Source organism: Paraburkholderia sp. UCT2 (genome assembly GCF_014397665.1).
GTDB lineage: Bacteria > Pseudomonadota > Gammaproteobacteria > Burkholderiales > Burkholderiaceae > Paraburkholderia > Paraburkholderia tuberum.
Window position 1 is genome coordinate 15,122 of record NZ_VZQO01000013.1, and the last position, 14,406, is coordinate 29,527.

Annotated in this window: 13 protein-coding genes; 3 read left to right on the top strand and 10 right to left on the bottom strand. The window is 67.8% G+C overall.

Translation table 11 applies throughout. The annotated features are described in order from the left end of the window. Positions 1-909 (top strand): myo-inosose-2 dehydratase, encoded by a 909-nt coding sequence (gene iolE / locus F6X39_RS12955; protein WP_187616896.1) that lies wholly within the window; start codon positions 1-3, stop codon positions 907-909. Continuing rightward, the gene (gene iolB / locus F6X39_RS12960; protein WP_187616897.1) at positions 906-1,706 is read left to right on the top strand and encodes a 5-deoxy-glucuronate isomerase; all 801 of its coding nucleotides are present in this window, start codon (positions 906-908) and stop codon (positions 1,704-1,706) included. The genes iolE and iolB overlap by 4 nt, the downstream gene beginning before the upstream one ends. 22 nt (positions 1,707-1,728) lie before the next feature. Here the strand turns inward: iolB and F6X39_RS12965 are convergent, their stop codons facing one another. The 9 genes from F6X39_RS12965 to F6X39_RS13005 all read right to left on the bottom strand — a co-directional run bounded on the left by F6X39_RS12965 (position 1,729) and on the right by F6X39_RS13005 (position 10,413). After that, on the bottom strand, positions 1,729-2,454 hold the full coding sequence (locus F6X39_RS12965; RefSeq protein WP_187616898.1) for an ABC transporter ATP-binding protein: 726 nt from the start codon (positions 2,452-2,454) through the stop codon (positions 1,729-1,731). After that, a complete protein-coding gene (locus F6X39_RS12970) occupies positions 2,451-3,251 on the bottom strand; it encodes an ABC transporter ATP-binding protein (RefSeq protein WP_187616899.1) in 801 nt (266 codons plus the stop codon). The genes F6X39_RS12965 and F6X39_RS12970 overlap by 4 nt, the downstream gene beginning before the upstream one ends. Further along, positions 3,248-4,582 carry a branched-chain amino acid ABC transporter permease gene (locus F6X39_RS12975; RefSeq protein WP_262414693.1) on the bottom strand — a complete coding sequence of 445 codons (1,335 nt, stop codon included), beginning with the start codon at positions 4,580-4,582 and terminating at the stop codon, positions 3,248-3,250. Before F6X39_RS12975 ends, F6X39_RS12970 begins: the two co-directional genes overlap by 4 nt. Further along, entirely contained in the window at positions 4,575-5,513 is a 939-nt protein-coding gene (locus F6X39_RS12980; protein WP_187616900.1) for a branched-chain amino acid ABC transporter permease, read from the bottom strand. Before F6X39_RS12980 ends, F6X39_RS12975 begins: the two co-directional genes overlap by 8 nt. 4 nt (positions 5,514-5,517) lie before the next feature. Beyond that, complete coding sequence (locus tag F6X39_RS12985) at positions 5,518-5,967, bottom strand: acyl-CoA thioesterase (RefSeq protein ID WP_090801058.1); 450 nt, start codon at positions 5,965-5,967, stop codon at positions 5,518-5,520. A 23-nt stretch (positions 5,968-5,990) separates the two neighbouring features. Then, a complete protein-coding gene (locus F6X39_RS12990; protein WP_187616901.1) occupies positions 5,991-7,139 on the bottom strand; it encodes an iron-containing alcohol dehydrogenase in 1,149 nt (382 codons plus the stop codon). A gap of 184 nt (positions 7,140-7,323) precedes the next feature. After that, complete coding sequence (locus tag F6X39_RS12995) at positions 7,324-7,854, bottom strand: NUDIX domain-containing protein (protein ID WP_090801064.1); 531 nt, start codon at positions 7,852-7,854, stop codon at positions 7,324-7,326. A 126-nt stretch (positions 7,855-7,980) separates the two neighbouring features. Beyond that, positions 7,981-9,012, bottom strand: a complete 1,032-nt coding sequence (locus tag F6X39_RS13000) for a threonine aldolase family protein (RefSeq protein WP_187616902.1) — start codon at positions 9,010-9,012, stop codon at positions 7,981-7,983. A gap of 87 nt (positions 9,013-9,099) precedes the next feature. Then, positions 9,100-10,413 (bottom strand): YbfB/YjiJ family MFS transporter, encoded by a 1,314-nt coding sequence (locus F6X39_RS13005; protein ID WP_187616903.1) that lies wholly within the window; start codon positions 10,411-10,413, stop codon positions 9,100-9,102. A 101-nt stretch (positions 10,414-10,514) separates the two neighbouring features. Between F6X39_RS13005 and F6X39_RS13010 the strand changes: the two genes are divergently transcribed. Beyond that, positions 10,515-11,435 (top strand): LysR family transcriptional regulator, encoded by a 921-nt coding sequence (locus F6X39_RS13010; protein WP_187616904.1) that lies wholly within the window; start codon positions 10,515-10,517, stop codon positions 11,433-11,435. Positions 11,436-11,595: 160 nt separating this feature from the next. Here the strand turns inward: F6X39_RS13010 and alaS are convergent, their stop codons facing one another. Beyond that, entirely contained in the window at positions 11,596-14,232 is a 2,637-nt protein-coding gene (alaS, locus tag F6X39_RS13015) for an alanine--tRNA ligase (RefSeq protein WP_187616905.1), read from the bottom strand. Between the last annotated feature and the right edge of the window lie 174 nt (positions 14,233-14,406).

The following is a 14,406-nucleotide window of genomic DNA, read 5'->3' on the forward strand; positions in this document are numbered from 1 at the left end:
ATGACTGCTTTCGACGTACGCATCGGCATCAACCCGCTGTCGTGGATGAACGACGACCTGCCGTCGCTCGGCGGCGAGACGCCGCTCGAAGTCGCGCTGACCGAGGGTCGCCAGATCGGCTATCAGGGCTTCGAACTCGGCAACAAGTTTCCTCGCGAGCCGCAGGCGCTGAAAACGCTGCTCGCGCAATACGACCTCGCGCTCGTGTCCGGCTGGTACTCGGGACAACTGGCCAGGCGCACCGTCGCCGAAGAAATCGACGCGGTCGGCCCGCATCTGGAGTTGCTCGCGCAGAACGGCGCGACCGTGATGGTGTATGGCGAGGTCGCCGATTCGATCCAGGGCGCGCCGCGCCCGCTGTATCAACGGCCGCGCTTTTTCGGCGACACGCAATGGGCCGGCTACGCGGCACGCGTCGATGAATTCGCGCGTTATACGCTGAGTCGCGGCGTGCGGCTCGCCTATCATCATCATATGGGCGCGTACGTCGAAACGCCTGCCGACGTCGATCAGTTGATGGCGCGCACAGGCGACGCGGTCGGCCTGCTGTTCGACGCCGGGCACATCACGTTGGCGGGCGGCGATCCGTTGGCCGTGCTCGACAAACACATCGCGCGCGTTTGCCATGTGCACTGCAAGGACGTGCGCCCCGCCGTGATGAAGCTCGCACGCAATCGCAACTGGAGTTTTCTGGATGCGGTGATCGCCGGTGCGTTCACGGTGCCCGGCGACGGCGCGGTCGATTTTCCGGCGCTGATCGACCGGTTGAAGCGGCACGGTTATTGCGGCTGGCTCGTCGTCGAGGCGGAGCAGGACCCGGTGGTCGCGCCGCCGTTCGACTATGCGCAGAAGGGATATGGAACTTTGCGGGCGCTCGTCGATGCGCCGCTCGGCAAGGAGGCAGCATGAGCTTATTAGTGAAGGCAGAGCGCGAAGGCCAGACGATCGCGCGCGTGACGCCGCAGTCGGCCTGCTGGCGCTATGTGGGATTCGCCGCGTACCGGCTCGGCGCGAACGAACTCGTCTACGTGTTCGAGCCCGCGCGTGAAGCCTGCATCGTCGTGCTGAGCGGCGCGGTCGATATCGAAACGCCGGGCACGACGTGGAGCTCGCTCGGTTCACGCGACAGCGTGTTCGAAGACGCGGCGCCGTACGCGGTGTATTTGCCGCCGAAGGTGCGCGCGACGGTGCGCGCATGCCGCGACGCGGAGATCGGTGTCGCGAGCGCGCCGGCCAAGGGCGAGTATCCGGCGCGGCTGATCGAGCCGGCGTCGATGAAGCGCTCGACGCGCGGTAAGTCGCTGAATACGCGTTACGTGTGCGACATTCTTCCGCACACCGAGCCGGCGGAATCGCTGCTGGTGGTCGAAGTGAGAACGCCGGGCGGTCACGCGTCGAGCTACCCGCCGCACAAGCACGACACCGACAATATCCCGCTCGAAAGCTCGCTCGAAGAAACCTATTACCACCGGCTCGATCCGCCGCAAGGCTTCGCATTCCAACGCGTGTACACCGACTCACGCGATATCGACGAATCGATGGCCGTCGAGGATCACGACGTCGTGATGGTGCCGCGCGGCTATCACCCGGTCATCGTGCCGTACGGCTACGACTCGTATTATCTGAACGTGATGGCGGGCAGCCAGCGGGTCTGGCATTTCCATAACGATCCGGCGCACGAATGGATCATCAACAAGGATGCTTGACTAACTTGTCCGTAGTCGCGCGTCAGCCAACCCCGAGCCATTCGCGCATCACGTCGTCGCGCGACATAAACGACGCCAGCGCGCCGTCGAACACGATCTCGCCGTGCCCCATCACCGCGACGCGGCACGCGATGTCCCGCGCGATCACGAGCCGCTGCTCGATCAGCAACATCGCGACGCCACGCTCGCGCAGCGTGTGCAGACAGGCGGCGACCTGCTGCATCACGAGACTCGCGAGCCCTTCGCCGGGCTCGTCGATCAACAGCAGATCGGGATCTCCGAGCAGCGCCCGCGCGAGCGCGAGCATCTGTTGCTCGCCGCCTGACAGCGCGCCGGCGCGCGTGCGCTTGCGCCCGGCGAGCACGGGAAAAAGCGCGTACGCGTCGTCGAGCGTGAAGCGCGGCGCGCGGCCGCGCGCACGCGATGCGGTAGCCGGCGCAATGCCGAGCAGCAGGTTTTCATGCACGCTCAGCGCGGCGAACACGTCGCGATGCTCGGCCACATAGCCGAGCCCGAGCCGCGCGATCTCGAACGTGCGCCGACCGGCGAGCGAACGCCCCGCGAAACGCAGTTCGCCCTCGCAGCGCACGAGGCCCATGATCGCGCGTGCGAGCGTCGAGCGGCCCGAGCCGTTGCGGCCGACCAGCGCGACCACTTCGCCGGGCTCGATGCTCAGCGTGACGCCGTGCAGCACCTGGCTCGCGCCATACCACGCATTCAGGTCGCAAATGTCGAGCAGCGCGCTCAACGGCCTGCTCCGTGGTCCGGTTCATCACCCGCCCGCGCGCCTGAGCCGACGTCGAAGCGCTCACCCAGATACGCGGCCCGTACCGCGGCGTCCGCGCGAATCGCGGCCGGCGATCCACTTGCGATGATGCGCCCTTGCACCAGCACCGAAATGCGATCGGCGATCGCGAACACCGCATCCATATCGTGCTCGACCATCAGCAGCGTGCGGCCCGCGGTGGTGTCGCGGATCAGCTCGATCGCGCGTGCCGCTTCCGCGCGGTTCATGCCCGCCGTCGGTTCGTCGAGCAGCAGCGTGTGCGCGCCGCCCGCGAGCGCGATGCCGAGGTCGAGCGCGCGCTGCTCCGCGTAGCTGAGCGTGCCGGCCGCGACGTCGCGGCGCGCGCCGAGGCCGACCGCGTCGAGCACGCCGGCCGCGCGCGCATCGACCGCGGCGGTGCCGGTCAGACGCTGCCACCAGCGCGTGCGATCGCGCTCGGCAAGCTGCGCCGCGCAGCGCAGGTTGTCGAACACGGACAGCCGCGCGAACACGCTGGTGCTCTGAAAGCTGCGCGCGAGGCCACGGCGCGCGATCGCGGCCGGCGCGAGCCGCGTGATGTCCGCGCCGAACAGGTGGATACGCCCCGCGCTCGGCCGCGCGCCGCCCCCGATCAGGTTGAACAGCGTGGACTTGCCCGCGCCGTTCGGGCCGATCAGCGCGTGCCGCTCGCCTGGCTCGATCGCGAGATCGACGCCGCGCAGGATTTGCGTCGATCCGAAACGCTTTTCGATGCCGTGGAGCGCGAGTGCGGGGATCATCGTGCGGCTCCGGGGAATCGCGCCGCGCGTGCGTGGCCCGTGACGCGCGCATGCGCGCGCAGCGCATGGCGCGTGGTCAGCGCAGCCAGAGCGGCGAGCGCAGCGAGCGCCAGCGCAAGAGGAAGCGGCGACAGCGGCGGCGCGACGGTGACATCGGTACCCGCACCTGCACCGGCGCCGAACCATGCGCCGAACAACCCACCTGAAACCGCACCTTCGTCCGCGCCGAACTGCGCCGCATAGGCCCACTGCACCGCGAACACGATGGCCGCGAGCCACAGCAACCCCGCCGCCGCGCTCCACCAATACGCGGCGCGGCAACGTCGCCAGCCGTTGGCGGCAATCCGCGCCGTCTGCCGCGAGGCAAAGCCGGCGAGCCCATCCGGCGCGGCCAGCACGACGACGACGAAGAACAGCCCGAGATAGAACAGCCACGCCCGCGTGACACTGGCGACCACCACGCTGAAAAACGTCAGCACGATTGCCCCCGCGACCGGCCCGAAGAACGCCGCCGTGCCGCCGATCACGGTCGCGATCAGCACCGCGCCCGAGCGCATCATGCCGACGCTCTCAGTCGATACGAGCTCGATATTGATCAGCCCGAGCGTGCCCGCGACGCCCGCGAAAAACGCCGACAGCACGACCACGCCATAGCGAATCCGCCGCGGATAGCAGCCGATCGCCGCCGCGCGCGCCGGGTTGTCGCGCACAGCGTTCGCGAGCCGCATGAACGGTGTGCGCGACAGCGCGAACAGCGCGACACTGGCGACGACGCTCCACACCGCGATCAGCGCATAGGCCTCGCGCGCCGGACCGAAGCTCCAGCCGCCGAAGAGTGGCCCGCTCGCGCGATCGATCGCGACGCCCGCCTCGCCGCCGAACCAGCCCGGCAGCGTCCACGCGGCCGCGACGACGAGCTCGCCGAGACCGAGCGTGATCATCGCGAATGCGGTGCCGGCACGGCGCGTCGCGATGAAGCCGAACAGCACGCCGCACAGCGCGCCGCCGATGCCGCCGAGCAACGGCAGCAGCACGAGCGGCATGCCGCCCGCGTTGAACACCCGCGCGGCGATCAACGCGCCGAGCCCCGCATAAGCGGCGTGCCCGAACGACAGCAGCCCGGTCCCGCCGAGCAGCAGGTTGTACGACAGCGCGAACACGATCATCGTCGCGCTTTGCGCGAGATAGCCGAGCAGCCAGCTGTGCGGCCAGATGAAAGGCGGTACGGCCAGAAAGGCGACGAGCGCGAGCCACGGCGCGAGCGCACGGCCGCCCCCGCGAGGCGGCACCTCGCTTTCCAGCGCGTTTGACGACCCGCTCCGCTTACGCATGATCGTCACGCCGTCCGAACAGCCCGCGCGGCTTCGTCGCCAGCACCGCGACGAGCAGCAGGTACGGCAGCAGCGGCGCCAGTTGCGCGAGCGTCAGCGCGTCCCATTCGGGCGGCAGCACGGCGCCGGCGAGCGACACCACGTCGCCCAACGAGAGATCGCTCGCGACCGCCAGCGTTTGCAGGCACCCCACCAGCAGCGACCCGACGAGCGCCCCGCTCAGCGACCCGAGCCCGCCGATCACGACCACGACGAACACGATCGAGCCGAGCGACTCCGCCATCGCCGGCTCGATGACGAACAGCGGCGCGCCGATCACGCCGGCCAGCGCGGCGAGCGCGGTGCCGGCCGCGAACACGCCGGTGAACACGCGCGGCACGTCGTGCCCGAGCGCTTCGACGGCCTGCGCATGCGTGAGCGCGGCGCGCACGATCAAGCCCGTCTTCGACACGCGCAGCATCGCGACGAGCGCCGCGAGCATCGCGAGCGACACCGCCATCATGAACGCGCGGTAGCGCGTGAAGACCGCGCCGTACAGCGAGAACAGCGGACCGTCGAGCACCGCCGGAATCCTCGCCGACAGCGGACCGAGCCCCCAGCCGAGCTTGACGAGTTCGCCGAGCAGATAGGCGGCGCCGAACGTCAGCAGCAGTTCGGGCAGATGCCCGTGCCCGCGCACGCGCCGCAGCAGCCAGCGTTCGAGCGCCGCGCCGAGCAGACCGACGAGGAGCGGCGCAACCACCAGCGCGCTCCAGAAGCCGGCGCGCGCCGCCACCGAAAAGCCGACGTACGCGCCGAGCATATAGAAGCTCGCATGCGCGAAGTTGAGCACGCCGAGCATGCTGAAGATCAGCGTCAGCCCGGCCGACAGCATGAACAGCAGCAACCCGTAGCTCAGGCCGTTGAGCAGAGTGATGATGAACGACTGCACGCGTCTAGTCCGCCGGCCCGACGACGCACAACGGTTCGAGCGCCGCGCGCAGCTCGGCGGGCAGGTTCACGGGACGGCGCGTCGCGCGATCCACGTAGACGTGCACGAAATGCCCTTGCGCGGCGGGTTCGGCGTCGCCGTCACGAAATAGCCCCACCTCGTAGCGCACGCTCGACGTGCCGAGCCGCGCGACGCGCAAGCCCGCGTCGATGCGATCGGGAAACACGAGCGGCGCGAAGTAGTTGCACTGCGTCTCGACGACCAGCCCGATCGTCGTGCCGTGCTCGAAATCGAGTACGCGCGCGCGGACCAGATACTCGTTCACGACGGTGTCGAAATAGCTGTAGTAGACGACGTTGTTCACGTGGCCGTAGACGTCGTTGTCCATCCAGCGCGTGGTGATCGGCAGGAAGTGCGGATACGCGGCGCGGCCGGCGGGGGCGGGTTTGTTCATCGGACGTGGCGGGGAGGCGAGGATCACAGCGACTCGGTCAGCATGCGGCGATAGTCGTCGGCGCTCGCCTCGCGCGGATTCGTGCGATGACAATGGTCGACCAGCGCGCCCTGCACGACCTTGTCGAACATGCTTTCGTCGACGCCCATTTGCCTGAGGCCGGTCGGCAGTCCAAGCCGCGCCGTCATGTCGAACAGCGCCTGCGCGAGATCCGCATGCTCGGGCACCCCCATCACGCGACGCATGCGCGCATAGCGCCGCTCGGCCACCACGCTCGGCGCGCGCTCGTTGAAGCGCAGCACCGCGGGCAGCACGACCGCGTTCAGCGTGCCGTGATGCAGCGACGTGCGGCCGTTCACCTTCAGGCCGCCCAGCGGATGCGACAGCGAGTGCACACAGCCGAGGCCCTTCTGGAACGCCATCCCGCCCTGCATCGACGCGCTCATCATGTTCAGGCGCGCCTCGCGATCGCGGCCGTCCGCGCACGCGCGCTCGATGTTGTGCCACGCGCGTTCGAGGCCGTCGAGCGCGATACCGTCGGCGGGCGGATTGAAGGCCGGCGCGAGGAAGGTCTCGATGCAATGCGCGATCGCGTCCATGCCGGTCGCGGCGGTCAGCCCCGGCGGCAGGCCGAGCGTGAGACCGGGATCGCACAGTGCCGATTTCGGCAGCAGATTCCACGAGTGAAAGCCGAGCTTGCGGCCGTCGTTCAGGATCACGATCGCGCCGCGCGCGACTTCGCTGCCAGTGCCGGCCGTGGTCGGAATCGCGATCAGCGGCGCGACGGCGTCGGTGATCTTCGCGCTGCCGCCTTCGATCGTCGCGTACTGCGTGAGCGGCCCCGGATGCGTGGCCGCGATCGCGACGCCCTTCGCGAGATCGATCGACGAACCGCCGCCCACCGCGATCAGCCCGTCGCAGCGCTCGTCGCGATACACCTGGGCGGCCGCGAGCACCATTTCCTCGGTCGGGTTCGACGGCGTGTCGTCGAACAGCGGCACGTCGCCGAGCTTCAGCGCGTCGAGTGCCTGCCGCGCAATGCCGGCCGCGACGACGCCCTTGTCGCTGATCACCAGAGGCCGCTCGATGCCGATGCGCGCGCACTCGGACGACAGTTGCGACAGTGCGTCGTAGCCCAGATGAATATGGGTCAGGTAGTAGATGTAGGCCATGCCGTTTTCTCCCTGAGCGTGCGCTCATTGAGCGCCGATTGACGTGGATGATCGGTTCGGTGATGCGTCGATGGATGTGCCGAGTCGTGTGGTGTCGCGTGCGTTGTGGGCTGTCTCCATGTTGGCTGTGATTTCTGCGTCGTCTGTGTGCTGGCTAATGTTGCGGCTCGATGGGCCGAACGCCTCACTGCCCCGGCCGCTCGACGAATTCGAACGGCAACCCGCGTCGCCGCATCCATTCGCCGAGCGCCTGGCCGGTGCCCGCGCGCCACGGCCGCAGCTTCGCGGGCTCGACGAGCCGGTATTCGAGCAGCTCGGGCGACAGCGCGATCGTCCCATGCGCCTTCACGTGATACGCGATGATCAGCTCGTTCTTGCGAATGAATTCGTACACGCCGATCAGCTCGACCGACCCGGCGTGCAGCGACGTCTCCTCCATCACTTCGCGCGCGATGCCCTGCTCCGGCGTCTCGCCGTTTTCGAGGAAGCCGGTGATCAGCGCGAACATGCCCTCGGGCCACGCGGCATTGCGCGCAAGCAGGATCTTGCCCTCGTACTCGACGATCGCCGCGACGACCGGCAGCGGATTATTCCAATGGACGTAGCCGCACTCGGTATCGGGACAGCTCTGACGGACACGGCCGCCCTCGTGGTCGGGGTCGGCGCGTTCGGTCAGGGGTTTCGCGCAGCGGGGACAGAATCGGTACTCGGTCATGGCGGGGAACGTCTCTTGGTTTCGTGTTTTCTGGCGGGGCGTAGTTGGGTGGCTTTGCGCGTGTGCCGAGTGGTGCATCGAGGCGCCGGTGGTAACTCGGGTTCCAGCAACCTCATGCGTCTTCCATCACGCGACGCACAGCTCACGCACGTCGGCGGCGAAACGCTCGACCGTGTCGGGCTGCGTGTCCCACGCGCACATCAGCCGGCAACCGCCCGCGCCGATGAACTCGTAGAACTTCCAGCCGCGCGCGCGCATCGCCTTCGCGGCATGCGGCGGCAACTGCGCGAACACCGCGTTCGATTCGCTCGCAAACATGATGCTCACGCCGGGGATTTCCTGCAACCGCGTCTCCAGCAGACGCGCCATCGCGTTCGCGTGACGCGCATTGCGCAGCCATACGTCGTTGTCGAGCAGGCCGAGCCACGGCGCGGAGATGAAGCGCATCTTCGATGCGAGCTGTCCCGCCTGCTTCAGCCGATAGGCGAAATCGTCGGCGAGCGCGCGGTCGAAGAACACCACCGCCTCGCCGACCGGCAAGCCGTTCTTGGTGCCGCCGAAACACAGCACGTCGACGCCCGCGCGCCATGTGATTTCCGACGGATGCACGTCGAGCGCGGCGACCGCGTTCGCGAAGCGCGCGCCGTCCATGTGCACCTTCAGATGACGACGCTTCGCGATCGCCGCGATGGCGCGCACTTCCTCGACGCTGTAGACGGTGCCGACCTCGGTCGACTGCGTCAGCGTGACGACCTTGGGCTTCGGATAATGGATATCGGCGCGCCGCGTGATGATGGACTCGATCGCATCGGGCGTGAGCTTGCCGGCGATGCCCGGCGCCGTCAGCAGTTTCGAGCCGCCCGAAAAGAACTCGGGACCGCCGCATTCGTCGGTCTCGATGTGCGCGAGTTCGTGGCAAATCACCGAGTGGTACGACTGGCACAGCGACGCGAGCGCGAGCGAATTGGCCGCCGTGCCGTTGAACACGAAGAACACTTCGCAATCGGTCTGAAACAGGCCGCGCAGACGGTCGCAGACCTGGTTGGTCCAGGAGTCGTCGCCGTAGGACGGCTCGTGGCCGCTGTTGTTGGCGGCGATCAGCGCGGCGAGCGCTTCGGGACAGATGCCGGCGTAGTTGTCGGACGCGAAATGTTGCATGGTCGAGCGACGCGCCCGGCGACAGGCGCGAGGGAATGACGGAAAGCGGTCATTTTAGTGCGCTCGTGCGAGATTTGTTTTCGCGTCTTAGCTGCAACCGCAATCCGGCATGCGGCCACGGCGCGGGCCACGCGGCACGCGCGTCACTGCGATCAGGCCCGCCGCCCCCGCCAGCAGCGCGCCCGCGGCAAGCCACAGCGCCAGCGAAAACGACCCCGTGTGCGCGGCAATCGGCGCGGCCACCAGCGGACCCGCGATCTGACCGATGCCATAGGCCGCCGTCGCATAACCCATCAGCCCGGCCGCGTCGTCGCCGCGCAGACGCCGCGCCTCGCGCATCGCGAATAGCGTGATCGCGGTGAACGGCAGGCCGATCAGGATGCTGCCGAGCGAGAACCCGCCCGCCGTCGGCCATATGATGCCCAGCGCGATGCCGAGCGCCTGCAGCACATACGAGCCCGCGAGCAGCGCGCGGTTGTCCCAATGCACGGGCAAACGCGCGGCGAGCAACGCGCCGACGATCAGCGCCGCACCTAACATCGGCCAGAACAGGTCCGGCCACGCCGAGCCCGGCAACGCGTGGCGCGCGATGACCGGCAGAAAGGTCGCGGTGATGATGTAGCCGAAGCCCGGGATACCGTAGAGCAGGACCAGCCAGAACGCGTCGGTACGGTGGACGGCATGGCTCGTCTGAATGCCGGCCGTACGAGGCGGCTGGTTTGCGCTGGCGCGCGATCCGGTGGCGGGCTTTGCGGTTGCGGAGCTTGCAGCGGCAGGCTTCGCTGTTCCCGCACGCTGCGCTTCGCCAAACACCGGCCACACCAGCACCGACAGCACCGCGCCGATCACCGCAAAGCCGATCCATCCGACCACCGCGCCATAGCCGCCCGCGACGCTGACCAGCAAGCCGGTGCCGACGATGCCCACGCCCGGCCCCGTATAGATGACGCCGCTCCACGCCTGCGCGCCGAGTTCGGCGAGCCGCCGCAAGCCCCACTGCGACGCGAACACGAAGGTCCATGCGCTGACCGCGCCGGCGACGAAGCGCACCAGCGCCCACGCCCAGAACTGGCCTGTGACGCCCATCGCGAGCGTCAGCAGCACGGTCGCGGCGAGTCCGACGCGCACCATGCGCGCGGGCTCGACCCGCAGCGCCGCGCACGTCATCGCACCGGCGAAATAGCCGGCGTAATTGAACGACGCGAGCCAGCCGCCATGCTGGATATCGATCTGCGGCTGGCCGAGCGCGGCGCCGTGCAGCATCAGCGGCAGCAGCGGCGTGAATGCGAAGCGCCCGATACCGAGCGCGACGGCCAGCGTGACCATGCAGGCGAGCGCCGCGCGCCGGGCGGCGTGCGGCTCGTGGAAGCGCGGGTGCGCGTGGGAAGCGAGATCGTTCATGATCGGACGGTCAAACGGCGATGGTATGAATTCATACTAGCTTGACCTTTGAATCACGAAAAATGAATAATTAGAATGTTATTCATCGCCAGGAGAGAATCATGGATCTGGCCGCTCTGACCATTTTTCGTGCGGTCGTGCGCGAAAACGGCGTGACGCGCGCCGCGGCGAAGCTCAATCGCGTGCAATCGAACGTGACCACGCGCATCAAGCAGCTCGAGGAGCAGCTCGGCACCGAGCTGTTCATCCGCGACGGCCGCCGCCTCGTGCTGACGCCGGCCGGCGAGACGCTGCTGCCCTACGCGGAACGGCTGCTCGCGCTCGCCGACGAGGCGCGGCACGCGGTACGCGACGATCGTCCGAGCGGGCGTCTGCGTCTCGGCACGATGGAAAGCGTCGCGGCGACGCGTCTGCCGGGCCTGCTCGCGCAATATCACCAGCAATGGCCGGCCGTCGAACTGGAACTGGAGACCGGTACGACCGGCAGGCTGATCGAGCGGGTGCGCGAGTTCGAGGTCGATGCGGCGCTGGTCGCGACGCCGCTAGATCCGGCCACGCTCGGCGATCTGTTCGAGACCGTGCCGATCTTCCGCGAGGAACTCGTGATGCTGACGCCGCGCGGTCATCGGCCGATCCGCGAAGTGCGCGACATCGCGCTATCGACGCTGATCGCGTTCGAGCGGGGCTGCGCGTATCGCGCGTATATCGAGAAGTGGTATCTGGAGCACGGCACGCGGCCGCAACGGGTGCTGGAGCTCGGCTCGTATCACGCGATCGTCGCGTGCGTAGCGGCCGGCGCGGGCGTCGCGGTCGCACCGCGCTCGGTGCTCGATCTGGCGACCGACACGAGCAATATCGCGGTGCACGAATTGCCCGATATCGGCATGATCGACACGCTGCTGGTGTGGCGACGCGGGCATTTTTCGTCGGCGCTCAATGCGCTGCGACGCACGCTGGTGGCGTCGCAGGAAGGGACGGCCGAGGTGGATGCGGTGGCGTCCGCGGATGCCAACGTGGTCTGATCGTCGAATCCGCCCCGGCAACAAGGTTCGCCGCAACCCGGTCGGCTTCAGCAAAAGCGAAGGGGCCACGCAACGCACCAATCCTGCTGGCGCACCGCGTGGCCCCTTCGTCGAACCCGGCTCGACTTCGCGCCGAGCCGGACTCAACCGACCATCAGAATCAAAGCTGTCCTTCGACCCAGCCCTTGACGCCCGCGAGCGCCGCCGGCAGGTTGGCCGGCTCGGTACCGCCGGCCTGCGCCATGTCCGGACGGCCGCCGCCCTTGCCGCCCACCTGCTGGGCCACGAAGTTGACCAGTTCGCCCGCCTTGACCTTCTTGCTGGCGTCGGCGGTCACACCCGCGATCAGGCTGACCTTGCCGCCTTCCACCGACGCGAGCACGATCGCCGCGCTCTTCAGCTTGTCCTTGAGCTTGTCGACCGTTTCGCGCAGCGTCTTCACGTCCGCGCCTTCGAGCGTCGCCGCGAGCACATGCACGCCGCCGATTTCGATCGCCTGGCCCGCGAGTTCGTCGCCCTGGCTCGACGCCATCTTCGACTTCAGCGCGCCCAGTTCCTTCTCGAGCGCCTTCACCTGGTCTTGCACCTGGCCGATGCGCTGCGTGAGTTCCGCCGGTTGTGCCTTCAGCGCGGCCGCGGCCGCGTTGACGCGCGCTTCGAGCTCCTGCACGTAGCGCACCGCGTTGTCGCCGGTGATCGCTTCGACGCGACGGATACCGGCCGCGACGCCGCCTTCCATCACGATCTTGAAGAAACCGATGTCGCCCGAGCGATTCACGTGCGTACCGCCGCACAGCTCACGCGAGAAGCCGAGGTCGAGCACGCGCACTTCGTCGCCGTACTTTTCGCCGAACAGCGCCATTGCGCCGCCCTTCACCGCCTCGTCGTACGACATCACACGCACGATGCCGGGCGCGTTCGCCAGCACTTCGGCGTTGACGATTTCCTCGACGCGGCGGATCTGCCCGTCCGTCATCGGCGCGTTGTGGGCGAAGTCGAAGCGGGTCTTGTCGGCGTCGACGAGCGAGCCCTTCTGCTGCACGTGCGAACCGAGCACTTCGCGCAACGCCTTGTGCATCAGGTGCGTGGCCGAGTGGTTGCGCGCCGTGCGGGCGCGGCGCACCGCGTCGATTTCGGCCTTGACGATGTCGCCGAGCTTCAGCGTGCCCTGCTCGAGCGTGCCGTGGTGGCCGACCACGTCGGCCTGAACCTTCAGCGTATCGACGACCGCAAAGCGCGTGCTGGCGTTGGCGAGCACGCCCTGGTCGCCGACCTGGCCGCCCGACTCCGCGTAGAACGGCGTGTGATCGAGCACGACGACCGCCTGCTGGCCGGCCTGCGCCTGCTGCACCGACGCGCCATCGACGTACAGCGCGACGACCTTCGCGTCGTCGAAGACGATCTCTTCGTAGCCGTGGAAGGTGGTCTTCGCGCCCGAGTATTCGAGGCCCTGCGCCATCTTGAACTTGCCCGCCGCGCGAGCCTGCTCGCGCTGACGCGCCATCGCGTCGTCGAACGCGGATTCGTCGACCGTCACTTCGCGCTCGCGGCAGACGTCCGCGGTCAGGTCGAGCGGGAAGCCGTAGGTGTCGTGCAGCTTGAACGCGAGTTCGCCGTCGAGCGTCTTGCCGCTGGTTTTGCCACCTGCGGCGTCGAGATCGGCCAAAGCGGCTTCGAGAATCGACATGCCGTGCTCGATCGTCTCGAAGAAGCGCTCTTCTTCCTGACGCAGCACGTCGGTCACGCGCTGCTCCGCCTGCTTCAGTTCAGGGTAAGCGCCGCCCATCTGCGCGACGAGGTCGGCGACGAGGCGATGGAAGAACGAACCCTTCTTGCCGAGCTTGTAGCCGTGGCGGATCGCGCGGCGCACGATACGGCGCAGCACGTAGCCGCGGCCTTCGTTGCCCGGGATCACGCCGTCGACGATCAGGAACGAGCACGCGCGGATGTGATCGGCGATCACCTTCAGCGAGTTGTTGCCCAGATCGGTCACGCCGGTTTCGCGGCCAGCGGCTTGAATGAGCGCCTGGAACAGGTCGATCTCGTAGTTGCTGTGCACGTGCTGCAGCACCGCGGCGATGCGCTCGAGGCCCATGCCGGTGTCCACGCATTGCTTCGGCAGCGGCGTCATGTTGCCCTGCGCGTCGCGGTTGAACTGCATGAACACGAGGTTCCAGATTTCGATGTAGCGGTCGCCGTCTTCGTCGGGCGATCCCGGCGGCCCGCCCCACACGTCCGCGCCGTGGTCGTAGAAGATTTCCGAGCACGGGCCGCACGGGCCGGTGTCGGCCATCTGCCAGAAGTTGTCCGATGCGTAGCGCGCGCCCTTGTTGTCGCCGATGCGGACGATGCGCTCGACCGGCACGCCCACTTCCTTCGCCCAGATGTCGTGCGCTTCGTCGTCTTCCTGGTAGACGGTGACCCAGAGCTTGTCTTTGGGCAGCTGGTAGACGCCGGTCAGCAGTTCCCACGCGTAGTGGATCGCGTCGCGCTTGAAGTAGTCGCCGAACGAGAAGTTGCCGAGCATCTCGAAGAACGTGTGGTGACGCGCGGTGTAGCCGACGTTCTCGAGGTCGTTGTGCTTGCCGCCGGCGCGCACGCTGCGCTGCGCTGTCGTGGCCCGCGAATACGGACGCGATTCCGCGCCGAGGAACACATCTTTGAACTGCACCATCCCCGAATTGGTGAAGAGCAGTGTCGGGTCGTTGCCGGGCACGAGGCTCGACGAACGGACGATCGTATGGCCCTTCGATTCGAAGAACTTGAGGAATTTCTCGCGGATTTCAGCGGCTTTCATAGCGGGCGGGGGACGGTCCTGACGGTTCCTGACGGAGACTGGCGGTCGGTGGGATGCGCCAACTGTCGGTTTCTTTAAACGACTGATTATACGGGATCGGCAAGCGCGCGCGGCGCTGCGCGCCGCCTGGTTGGCGCTCGCGTGTCCGATCGTCCGATCCGCGCCATGACGTTC